The sequence below is a fragment of the Nonomuraea lactucae genome (assembly GCF_003313395.1).
GTDB lineage: Bacteria > Actinomycetota > Actinomycetes > Streptosporangiales > Streptosporangiaceae > Nonomuraea > Nonomuraea lactucae.
In genome coordinates this window covers 1-10,796 of record NZ_QNFZ01000963.1, presented here as the reverse complement: position 1 = coordinate 10,796, position 10,796 = coordinate 1, and the positions used below count along the sequence as shown (strand labels likewise).

Annotated in this window: 9 protein-coding genes; 4 read left to right on the top strand and 5 right to left on the bottom strand. The window is 71.9% G+C overall.

Annotation, left to right across the window (positions count from 1 at the left end; all coding sequences use genetic code 11):
- Positions 1-1,362 (bottom strand): ComEC/Rec2 family competence protein (locus DQW85_RS33890; protein ID WP_205315615.1); only part of this gene is annotated, 1,362 nt, incomplete at its 3' end.
- 1 nt (position 1,363) lies between these two features.
- Positions 1,364-1,987, bottom strand: a complete 624-nt coding sequence (locus DQW85_RS33885) for a ComEA family DNA-binding protein (protein ID WP_240197598.1) — start codon at positions 1,985-1,987, stop codon at positions 1,364-1,366.
- A gap of 339 nt (positions 1,988-2,326) precedes the next feature.
- Here DQW85_RS33885 and DQW85_RS45005 point away from each other — a divergent pair, with 339 nt between their 5' ends.
- The gene (locus DQW85_RS45005) at positions 2,327-2,488 is read left to right on the top strand and encodes a hypothetical protein (protein WP_162795589.1); all 162 of its coding nucleotides are present in this window, start codon (positions 2,327-2,329) and stop codon (positions 2,486-2,488) included.
- Between the two features lie 301 nt (positions 2,489-2,789).
- Here DQW85_RS45005 and DQW85_RS33870 read toward each other — a convergent pair whose 3' ends face one another.
- The 3 genes from DQW85_RS33870 to hflX form a co-directional block, all read right to left on the bottom strand.
- Positions 2,790-3,656, bottom strand: a complete 867-nt coding sequence (locus DQW85_RS33870) for a DegV family protein (RefSeq protein WP_113703842.1) — start codon at positions 3,654-3,656, stop codon at positions 2,790-2,792.
- Between the two features lie 13 nt (positions 3,657-3,669).
- On the bottom strand, positions 3,670-4,878 hold the full coding sequence (gene hutI / locus DQW85_RS33865; RefSeq protein WP_113703841.1) for an imidazolonepropionase: 1,209 nt from the start codon (positions 4,876-4,878) through the stop codon (positions 3,670-3,672).
- Between the two features lie 429 nt (positions 4,879-5,307).
- Entirely contained in the window at positions 5,308-6,720 is a 1,413-nt protein-coding gene (gene hflX, locus DQW85_RS33860; protein WP_113703840.1) for a GTPase HflX, read from the bottom strand.
- Between the two features lie 201 nt (positions 6,721-6,921).
- Between hflX and aceB the strand changes: the two genes are divergently transcribed.
- The 3 genes from aceB to DQW85_RS33845 all read left to right on the top strand — a co-directional run.
- A complete protein-coding gene (gene aceB / locus DQW85_RS33855; protein WP_113703839.1) occupies positions 6,922-8,499 on the top strand; it encodes a malate synthase A in 1,578 nt (525 codons plus the stop codon).
- A 36-nt stretch (positions 8,500-8,535) separates the two neighbouring features.
- Positions 8,536-10,008 (top strand): FAD-linked oxidase C-terminal domain-containing protein, encoded by a 1,473-nt coding sequence (locus tag DQW85_RS33850; protein ID WP_113703838.1) that lies wholly within the window; start codon positions 8,536-8,538, stop codon positions 10,006-10,008.
- Positions 10,008-10,796: FAD-binding oxidoreductase (locus DQW85_RS33845; protein WP_162795588.1), on the top strand; the 789-nt coding region annotated here is incomplete at its 3' end. The genes DQW85_RS33850 and DQW85_RS33845, both read left to right, overlap by 1 nt.

Here is a 10,796-nt window from a genome sequence, read left to right as displayed (position 1 = left end):
GGCCGGGAGGGCGGGGGCAGGAAGGGTGGGGGAAGGAAGGGTGGGGGCTAGGTGGTCGCGCCAGCGGGGGGCAAGGAGGAGGATGCCGGCGGTTGCGAAGACGGACAGGGCGAAGCCGTACGAGCGGGCGAGCTCCGGGGCGAACAGGATCAGCAGGAGGACCGCCGCCGACAAGGCTGCGATGCCGTCCCTCGCGCGGCCGGTGCTCAGGGCGATCGCGGCTACCAGACCCATGAGGAGTGCCCGGAGGACACTGGGGGAGGGTCTGGCTACCACAGCGAAGCCGATCATGGCTACGGCGGCCAGGGCGGCTCTCAGCGTCACTGGGAGACCCGCCAGGCGGGAGAGGGCGAGAGCGGCACCCGCGACGATTGAGAGGTTTGTGCCACTTACGGCATTCAGGTGGCTGAGGCCTGCCTCCTTGAGGTCAGCGGTGACTTGAGGATCCATGCGGGAGACGTCTCCGACGACCAGACCAGGAAGGAGGCCGCGCTGGTCGGCGGGGAGCACGTCGGCTGCCGTTCGGAGCCCCGCTCTCAGCGTGCCCGCGATGGACTGGAGGCGAGTAGGCGGCGTCAGGACACGGGGGGCGCCTCGGGCCAGCAGGACGGCGCTCACAAGCTGGCCGGGGGTCGGTTCAGCCAGCCGCGCGATGATCTCGACGCGCTGGCTGGGGAGGAGCGGGCGCCATTCACGTCCGTGAGCGAGGACCAGGACGGGGGTTCGTACGGCCTGGCGTTGGCGGCCTGCTCGGTACGTCTCGAGAGTGGCGGGGACGATGACCCGTTCCTGCTTGAAGCGGCCGAGTCTGATGTCGGGGTCGTCTGTGAGAGTGATCTCGGCGGTCACCGTTGCGCCCCGGGCCGCCAGGTCGTGGACGGGGCCTGTCCCGACGGCGTGGACGCGGAAGGCCACCGAGGCAGAGGCCGCTGCCGTGCAGATGAGTGCGGTGATGGTCATGTTGCGCCACGCCCAGCTCTGTAGGCGCGCGAACCGTGCCACTCCCAGGGCTGCGAGGAGGGTGAGGGCGGCCACCGTCAGTCCGGCGACGGGAGGGCAGGCAGCGAGGGCGAGCGTGAAGGCCCAGGCGAGGAGAGCGGGGACGACGAGGATCCATGAGTGGCCGGCGGGCCGGTCGTCGAGTGCGGCCCTGGTGTGGTCGGGTGCGGCCCTCGTGTGATCGGCTGCGGTCCTCGTGTAGTCGGGTGCGGTCCTCGTGTAGTCGGGTGCGGCGGTCTTGGGAGCCGAGGCGACGCTCGTGGGCTCCTCGACCGCGCTCGCGGACTGCTGGGCCGTGTGCCGGGACTGCTGGGTCGTGTTCGCGGGGTCTGGGGTGGCGCTTGCAGGAAGGGGGCGGGGCATGTCAGACGCGGACCCTTCCTCGGATTTCGGCGTACTTTCTGGGGCCGATGCCCGAAACCTGCTGGAGCTGGTCCACGCTGGTGAAACCACCGTTAGTGGTGCGGAACTCCGCGATGCGGGCAGCCAGGACTTCCCCGACGCCTGGGAGTTGCTCCAGTTGCTCTGGTGTCGCCGCGTTGAGGTCCAGCACCGTGGTGGCGGGATCGTTGGCGGGGATCGGCGCCTGGGCCGCCGTGCCGGACCCGGTGCCGGCCGGCGTGCCGGATGGGGCGCCTACCACGATCTGCTCGCCGTCGATCAGGCGGCGGGCGAGGTTGACGGAGCTGGTGGCGGTGGGTTGGCGGGGTCCCCCTGCGGCGGTCACCGCGTCGGCCACCCTGGCGCCCATCGGGAGCGTGTAGATGCCTGGCTTTCGGACCTTGCCTGTGACGTGGACCGTCACGTTGGCCGTGGGCGATGGAGCCGGGGGCGATTGGGTCGGGGGCGCTGGCTGGTGCGGAATCGGTGAGGGCGCGGGCAGGGGCTCCGGGGTCGGCTGGGTGCGCCAGACGAAGATGCCTGCCACGACGATGGCGAGGGCGGCCAACGCCAGGATGGCTCGCAGCCCGGGGCGTCCAGGGTCCAATGCGGGGGCTTTGGCGGCCAGGGCGGCGCGGAAGGCTTGGAGAGAGGTGAGGGCGGCGGAGGCCCCATCCGCCCCATCTCCGGCCCCAGTCCCGGTCCCGACTCCAGTCCCGGTCCCGGCTCCAGTCCCGGTTGCGGTCCTGGATCGGGCTCCGGTGCCGGTGCCGGCTCCGCTGCCCATGCCGGCTCCGGCTCCAGTGCCCAGGCCGGTTCCGGTCTTGGCGGGGTGGGGGGCGGCGGCACGGTGCGGCTGGTGATGGTCTCGGAGGTCCTGTCGTTGCCGGGACTGGCGGGAGGAGTGCCGGTCCCGAGCCGGTCGGAGGTTCTGAGGGTGTGAGGCTTGGCCGACGTCCTCCTGGTGGCCGGCCTGGTGGTCGAGGTCTTGCCCGAGACCGCTCTGGTGCAGGTCCGGGCGGGGGTGCGGGGGGTGGCGAGCTGGGGGAAGGTGCTGGCGGTGCGCCGACTGGCGGGCGGGCTGTGGGCTATGGGTCTGGGCGTGTGAGGCTGGGAGTCGGTGCTGGGGCTGGCGGAGCTGAGGGGTGTGCGATTGGGCGTCGTGATGGGGATGGGGGGCTTGGGCGTGGTGCTGGGGGTGGCGGGGCGGCCGGGAGGTGGGTGGTTGGAGCTCGGTGGCGGGGTGGGGTGGGCCCAGGGCGGCGGGGGTGAGTGAGCGTAGTCGTGACTCCGCTATGGCTCGTTCGGCCGTCTGGTCCTGGGTGCGCACGCGACGAATGTAGGAGGGCCTTGCACGCCCGAAAGTGGCCGAGCGGGGTTCTGGGGATAACCGGCCGCAGTGCTCCGGGTCAGGTGCACAAGCTGACCGTGAGGCCCAGCGTTCCGGGACCGACGTGGACGCCGATGACCGCGCCGGCCTCCACGACTCGTAGCTCCGTGATCCCGGTCAACCGGCCGGCCAGTCGCTCCGCGAGCGCTCGCGCCCGTTCCGGCGCCCCCAGGTGCTGCACCGCCACCCGCACCGCCATGGGCGCAGCCTGTACTTCCGCCTGCGCCGCCGCCTTTCCGGAAGCCACCGCGGCTCCCTGGCCCGCCGCCCGGACCGCCAGGTCCTCCATGCGGGCGATGGCGCGCGTGGACGTGCGGACCTTCTCCAGCAGCGCCACCCGCCCGTCCGCGAAGTGCAGCAGCGGCTTGATGGCGAGCGCCGACCCGACGAGGGAGGCCGCCGTGCCCACCCGCCCGCCGCGCCGGAGGTGCTCCAGCGTGTCCGCGTAGAAGAACGTGTGCGTACGGCCCGCGCACCGCACCGCCGCGTCGGCCACCTCGTTCAGGGGCGCCCCGGCGGACGCGGCGCGGGCGGCGGCCAGGACCGGGTAGCCGAGCCCCATGGCGACCGACCGGCTGTCGATCACCTCGACCGGCACCGGCGCCTCCTTGGCGGCCAGCCGGGCGGCCTCGGCCGTGCCCGAGAGCTCGGACGACAGGTGGATCGACACCACCCCCGTGGCGCCGGCGGCGGCCAGGGCCGCGTAGCGCGCGGCGAACCGCGACGGCGACGGCCGCGAGGTGGTCGCCGTCGCCAGGTCACCGGTGAAGGAGTCCTCGTCGTACGACACCCCGTCGGAGAGGATCTGGACGGGCACCACGGAGACACCGGCTACGGGCGGCAGGTAGGCGGTGGAGTCGGTGACGACGGCGACGGATGGCGGCATGCCCGGAGACCGGCTACTGGACCGGTGTGCCACCCCGCCACACCCGGCGCGGCTTGAGGCCGAACGACCAGGCGAACGCGCCCTCGTGGTCGGCGTCCCACTGCACGATGTCGGCCAGGCGGCCGGGAGCGAGGACGCCGCGGTCGGGCGCGCCGAGCACGGTGGCGCCGCCGAGTGTGGCGGCCCGCAGCGCGTCGTTGACGCTCATGCCGAAGGCCGACACGGCCATCGCGATGACCAGCGACATCGAGGTGATGCCGCAGTAGCCGGGGTTGTGGTCGCTGCCGAGCGCGATCTGCACGCCATGCTTGATCATCTGGCGGACCGGCGGCAGCTTGCCGCGCTGGAGCGCGGTCGCGGGGCAGACGACGGCGGGCACGCCGTAGCGCGACATGATCGCGATGTCCTCGTCGGACATGTTGTGCAGCCCGTCGGCGGAGGCGCAGCCGAGCTCGGCGGCCAGTTGAACGGCGCCGCGCCTGCTGAAGAGGCCGGCGTGGATGCGGGGCAGCAGGCCGACGTTGCGTCCCGAGGCGAGCACCCAGCGGGACTCCTCGGTGGTGAAGTGGCCGTCGTCGCAGTAGACGTCGACGCTGTCGGCGCCCGCCGCCGCGGCGTCGGCGCACCAGGCGCCCACGGCCTCGACGTATTCGCGCTGGCGGCCGAAGTATTCGGGCGGAACGACGTGCGCCGCGAGGAAGGTGACGTGCACCCGCGGCATCATCGGCTCCTTCTCCAGCTCGCGCAGGAGCCGCACGTCGGCGAGCTCGCCGTCGCGGGTGAGGTGGTAGCCGGTCTTGGCCTCGACTGTCGTGGTGCCGCTGAGCAGCCAGCCGCGCAGCCGCTCGCGTACGCCGTTGCAGAGGGTCCACGGGTCGGTGCCGCGGGTCACGGTGACGGTGGAGCCCACGCCGCCGCCCGCGGCGGTGATCGCGGAGGAGGTGGAGCCGCCGGTGCGGATGGCGAGCTCGGCGTAGCGGTTGCCGGCGTAGACGGGGTGGGTGTGGGCGTCGATGAGGCCGGGAGTGACGAGGGCGCCGCCGAGGTTCTCGACGTGGTCGACGTCGACGATGTCGTCGACGACACCGGGCACGCTCTGGGGCAGATCGGGAGCCCTGCCGACCCAGGCGATGCGGTCGTTGTGCACGAGGATGGCCGCGTTGCTGAGGACCTCGTTGCCGGTCCAGAGCCGGCCGATGTTGGTCAGAAGTCGAACGGTCACCGCATCACCACCCCGCAGGAGCACAGCGCCCGGCACACGGCTCGGGCCGCGCCCGCTGAGTCGGCTCCGGGTCGGGACGACATGGGGGGTCTCCTGCTCTCATCCGCGTAAGGCTGTGCGGTGACCGTATCGCTGGACTCATGATCCGCGCGATTTCAGTTCAGTTACGTTATTTCACAGGCTGGCTCGGTGTACAGGCTTATTCGGAAGAAAGCCCAATCTTCCCACTCGCCCCCCGGCCCCGATCTACCCCAGTGACCCCCGCAGGCAACATGACTCGCAGCAGCCATCATCTGAAACCCGCGACATTAGACTTGTAAGGTTCGGCATATCCTAGCAATCCCGGGGTTCGAGGACCACTGTCGCCTTTGGGCAGCCCTGCGGTGCCTCACCGCCAGAGCTGCCCTCCCATCCCGCTAAGGCAGGCGTCTAGGAGACCCGCTCGACGGGCTTGCCCACCCGCTCCAGCTCGTGGAACAGGCTGGGCAGCACCCGGGCGTGCAGGACGGTGCCGTCCTCGACGTGGTCCACCGAGAGCACCTCGCCCTCCTTGTGGGCCCGCGAGATCAGGTCGCCCCTCTCGTACGGCACGAGCAGCACGACCTCGTGGTCGAGCCGCGGCAGCCGCCGCTCGACGAGCCCCAAGAGCTCCTTGATCCCGGCGCCGGTGCGGGCCGAGACCACGACGCTGTCGCGCTCGGCGCGGGCGATGCGGTCGAGCACGTCCTGGTCGGCCGCGTCGGCCTTGTTGATCACCACGATCTCGGGCACGTCCGTCGCGCCCGCGATGTCGGCGAACACCTCCCGGACGGCGGCCAGCTGGCCCTCGGGGTCGGGGTGCGAGCCGTCCACCACGTGCAGGATCAGGTCGGCGTCGGCGACCTCCTCCAGCGTGGAGCGGAACGCCTCGACGAGCTGGTGCGGCAGGTGCCGGACGAAGCCGACGGTGTCGGCGATCGTGAACAGCCTGCCCTCGGGCGTGCGCGCCCTGCGCACCGTCGGGTCGAGGGTCGCGAACAGCGCGTCCTCCACCAGAACGCCCGCACCGGTGATGCGGTTGAGCAGCGAGGACTTGCCCGCGTTGGTGTAGCCGGCGATGGCGACCGCCGGGACCTCGCGCCGGGTGCGCCGGTGGCGCATGGTCTCGCGCGAGGTGGACATGCCACTGATCTGGCGGCGCAGCTTGGCCATCCGCTCGCGGATGCGGCGCCGGTCCAGCTCGATCTTGGTCTCACCGGGGCCGCGGCCGCCGATGCCCACGCCGCCGGCGGCGCGACCGCCGACCTGCCTGGACAGATTGCCACCCCAGCCGCGCAGCCTCGGCAGGAGGTACTGCAGCTGGGCCAGCTCGACCTGGGCCTTGCCCTCGCGGCTCTTGGCGTGCTGGGCGAAGATGTCGAGGATCAGCGCGGTGCGGTCGATGACCTTGACCTTGACCGTGTCCTCCAGCTGGCGGAGCTGGCCAGGGGTCAGCTCACCGTCGCAGATCACGGTGTCGGCGCCGGTCGACTCGACGACGTCGCGCAGCTCCAGCGCCTTGCCGGAGCCGATGTAGGTGGCGGGGTCGGGCTTCAGGCGGCGCTGGATCAGGCCTTCGAGCACCTCTGATCCGGCGGTCTCGGCCAGCAGCTTCAGCTCCAGGAGGGAGTTGTCGGCGTCGGCGGCCGTGCCTGTGGTCCAGACGCCGACCAGGACGACCCGCTCGAGCCGCAGCTGCCGGTATTCGACCTCGGAGACGTCCTGGAGCTCGGTGGAGAGGCCGGCCACGCGGCGCAGCGCCTGGCGCTCCTCAAGATCCATATCGCCGGTCTCGAACTCGTCGAGCGCGGAGTGTTCGTGCATTCGTGTCATCTCTAATAGGGAACGTCTGGACACCTTGGTGTCTTCCCCGATGGTGGCATGACATCCCGGGCATGGGCATCTGGTTATCAGGGCGACACGTCATCCGGCCCCCGCCTTTGACCCTGGAGAGGGCATGAAGTAGCTTCCTTCCATAATCCAGAACTCGTTTTCCAGATAGCGGAAACCCAACGGAGGAGCGACATGGAGATCACCGGCCCGATCCTCGACCGGTTCGACGAGATCCTCACGCCGGAGGCGCAGGGCTTCGTGGCGGCGCTCCAGCGGGAGTTCGGCGCCAGGCGGCTGGAGCTGCTGGAGGCACGGCAGGCGCGGCAGACCGAGCTGTCGGCCGGCGGCATGCTCGACTTCCTGCCCGAGACCAAGGAGATCAGGGAGGGCGAGTGGAGCGTCGCGGCCCCCGCCCCCGGTCTGGAGGACCGCCGCGTCGAGATCACCGGGCCGGTGGACCGCAAGATGACCATCAACGCGCTCAACTCGGGCGCCAAGGTGTGGCTGGCCGACTTCGAGGACGCCAACTCCCCGCTCTGGGCCAACTGCGTCGGCGGCCAGCTCAGCCTGCGCGACGCGCTCGACCGGACCATCGACTTCGAGTCGGGCGGCAAGACGTACGCGCTCAGGCCGGACGACGAGCTCGCCACCGTCGTGGTCCGCCCGCGCGGCTGGCATCTGGACGAGAAGCACGCCAAGGTCGACGGCCGACCCGTGTCGGCCTCGCTGTTCGACTTCGGCCTCTACTTCTTCCACTGCGCGCAGCGTCAGCTCGACAAGGGCAAGGGCCCCTACTTCTACCTGCCCAAGATGGAGTCGCACCTGGAGGCCCGCCTGTGGAACGACGTGTTCGTCCGCGCCCAGGAGCTGCTCGGCATCCCGCGTGGGACGATCAGGGCGACCGTGCTCATCGAGACCTACCCCGCGGCCTTCGAGATGGAGGAGATCCTGTACGAGCTGCGCGAGCACTCGGCCGGGCTCAACGCGGGCCGCTGGGACTACCTGTTCAGCGTGATCAAGAAGTTCCGGACCCGGGGACGCGAGTTCCTGCTGCCCGAGCGGAACGCCGTGACGATGACCGCGCCGTTCATGCGGGCCTACACGGAGCTGCTGGTGCGCACCTGCCACAAGCGCGGCGCGCACGCGATCGGCGGCATGGCGGCCTTCATCCCGTCGCGCCGCGACCCCGAGGTGAACGCGGTGGCGCTGGAGAAGGTCCGCGCCGACAAGACCCGCGAGTCCGGCGACGGCTTCGACGGCTCCTGGGTGGCGCACCCCGACCTGGTGCCGGTCTGCCGTGAGGTGTTCGACGGGGTGCTCGGTTCGCGGCCCAACCAGCTCGACCGCCTGCGCGAGGACGTGAGCGTCTCGGCCGCCGACCTGCTGGCGGTGTCGGAGACGCCCGGCACGATCACCGAGGCGGGCCTGCGCAACAACGTGGACGTGGCGCTGCGCTACCTGGCCGCCTGGATGGGCGGGCTCGGCGCGGTGGCCATCCACAACCTCATGGAGGACGCGGCCACGGCCGAGATCTCGCGCTCGCAGATCTGGCAGTGGATCCACAACGACATCTCGCTCGCCGACACCGGCGCCCAGGTGACGAAGGAGCTGGTCGAGCGCATCATCGGCGAGGAGCTGGACAAGATCGCCGCCGAGCCGGGCCACGACGAGGAGCTGTACGCTCAGGCCACGGCTCTGTTCAAGGAGGTCGCGCTGGACGACGATTTCGCCGAGTTCCTGACGCTGCCCGCGTACGCCCGCATGCCGTAGGAAGCCGCATGCCGTAGGAAGCCGTAAGAAGGTGGCATGATCGCTGGAGACGCCGCGCCGGAGACCGGCGCCCTGGGCCCGCTCACGGCGGCGCTGCGCTCGTCGCTGCCCGCCGGATCGGTGATCACCGATCCGGTACGGCTGCGCACCTATGAGTGCGACGGCCTGACCTACCACCGGGCCACCCCGGCCGTGGCCGTCCTGCCGGAGACGGCCGAGCAGGTGGCGCTCGTGGTCCGCCTCTGCAGCGAGGCGGGGGTGCCGTTCGTGGCCCGCGGCTCCGGCACCGGGCTGTCCGGCGGCGCGCTGCCCCGCGAGGACGGCGTGCTCATCGTGACCTCCAGGATGCGCCGGATCCTGGAGGTCGACCTGACCGACCGCAGGGCCGTGGTGGAGCCGGGCGTCACCAACCTGGCGATCACCGAGGCCGTCCGCGACCAGGGCCACTACTACGCGCCCGACCCGTCGAGCCAGCAGGTCTGCTCGATCGGCGGCAACGTGGCGGAGAACTCCGGCGGCGCCCACTGCCTCAAGTACGGCTTCACCGTCAACCACGTCGAGGCCTGCGAGATCGTCACCCCCGACGGGGAGCTGGTCGCGATCGACCGCATGGACCCGGGCTACGACCTGCTCGGCGCGTTCGTCGGCTCGGAGGGCACGCTCGGCGTCGCCACCAAGATCACGGTACGGCTGAGCCGCGCCCCGGAGGCCGTGACCACGGTGCTGGCGGCCTTCGACGGCATCGAGCAGGGCGGCCGCGCGGTCTCGGCGATCATCGGCGCGGGCATCGTCCCGGCGGCGATCGAGATGATGGACGCGCTGTCCATCGAGGCGGCCGAGGCGGCGGTGGCCTGCTCCTACCCCGAGGGCGCGGGCGCGGTGCTGATCGTGGAGCTCGACGGGCCCGCGGCCGAGGTCGAGCTGCAGTTCGCCCGGCTGCGCGAGATCTGCTCGGGGGCGTTCGAGCTGCGGGTGGCCGCGGACCCGGCCGAGCGGGCGGCGATCTGGAAGGGCCGCAAGTCGGCGTTCGCGGCCGTGGGGCGGATCAGCCCCGCCTACATCGTGCAGGACGGCGTGGTGCCGCGCACCTCGCTCCCCCGGGTGCTGGCCGCCATCGACCGGCTGTCGGCCGAGCACGGCATCAGGGTGGCCAACGTCTTCCACGCCGGCGACGGCAACCTGCATCCGCTGGTGCTGTTCGACGACGCCGAGCCGGGGGCGGGCGAGCGGGCCGAGGTGGTCTCGGGCGCGATCCTCGACCTGTGCATCGAGCACGGCGGGTCGATCACCGGCGAGCACGGCGTGGGCGTCGACAAGGCCCGCTACATGCCGAAGATGTTCTCCGACGCCGACCTCGACACGATGCAGCTCGTCCGGTGCGCCTTCGACCCAAGGGGCCTGTCCAACCCGGGCAAGGTGTTCCCGACGCCGCGGCTGTGCGGCGAGGTGCCGGGCGTGCGCAGGGGCGCGCATCCGCTGGTGGAGTCCGGCCGGGCGGAGCAGTTCTGATGCCGCGCGACCAGCTTGAGAAGACCGGCGTGACGCTCAGGGACGCCGGCCCCGGCGACGCGGTGGCGGGGGTGGAGCCGCGCTGGGTGGTGCTGCCCGAGACCGTCGAGGAGGTCTCCGCCGTGCTGCGCGCCTGCGCCGAGCACGACCTGGCCGTGGCGCCCGTGGGCGGCGGGACCAAGCTCCACTGGGGCGCCCCTCCCGAGCGCTGCGACGTGCTGCTCGACCTGTGCTGCATGAACGAGATCCTGGAGCACGCCGCGGGCGACCTGGTCGTGCGAGCCCAGGCCGGGGTCACGATGGGCGCGCTGGCCGCCGCCCTCGCCGAGCACGGCCAGGAGCTGGCGCTGGACGCGCCGCCCGAGGCCACGGTGGGCGGCACGCTGGCCACCGCGACGTGCGGTCCCCGCGCCTTCCGCTACGGCACGCCGCGCGACCTGCTCATCGGCGTCACGATTGTGCTGCCCGACGGCACGGTCGCCCGGTCGGGCGGCAAGGTGGTCAAGAACGTCGCCGGCTACGACCTGGGCAAGCTCTTCACCGGCTCGTACGGCACGCTGGGCGTGATCGCCGAGGCCACGTTCCGCCTGCACCCGCTGGCCGCCGACCGGCGCTGGCTGGTGGTGGAGGCGCTGCCGCCGGGGCGGGGTCCGCAGGCCCCATCGTCAGGGGCGCTCCGCGTGGCCGAGACCCTGGCGGCCTCCCAGGCGGAGCCCAACGCCGTGGAGCTCGACTGGCCGCACGCCGCGGGCCCCGTGACGCTGGCGGCGCTGGTCGAGGGCGCGGCG

What these genes read in the sequence shown, in the direction of transcription:
- DQW85_RS33850 (WP_113703838.1), top strand. Translation starts at nt 8,536, where the DNA reads ATGATCGCTGGAGACGCCGCGCCGGAGACCGGCGCCCTGGGCCCGCTC.
- DQW85_RS33870 (WP_113703842.1), bottom strand. Translation starts at nt 3,656, where the DNA reads ATGCCGCCATCCGTCGCCGTCGTCACCGACTCCACCGCCTACCTGCCG.
- aceB (WP_113703839.1), top strand. Translation starts at nt 6,922, where the DNA reads ATGGAGATCACCGGCCCGATCCTCGACCGGTTCGACGAGATCCTCACG.
- hflX (WP_113703840.1), bottom strand. Translation starts at nt 6,720, where the DNA reads ATGCACGAACACTCCGCGCTCGACGAGTTCGAGACCGGCGATATGGAT.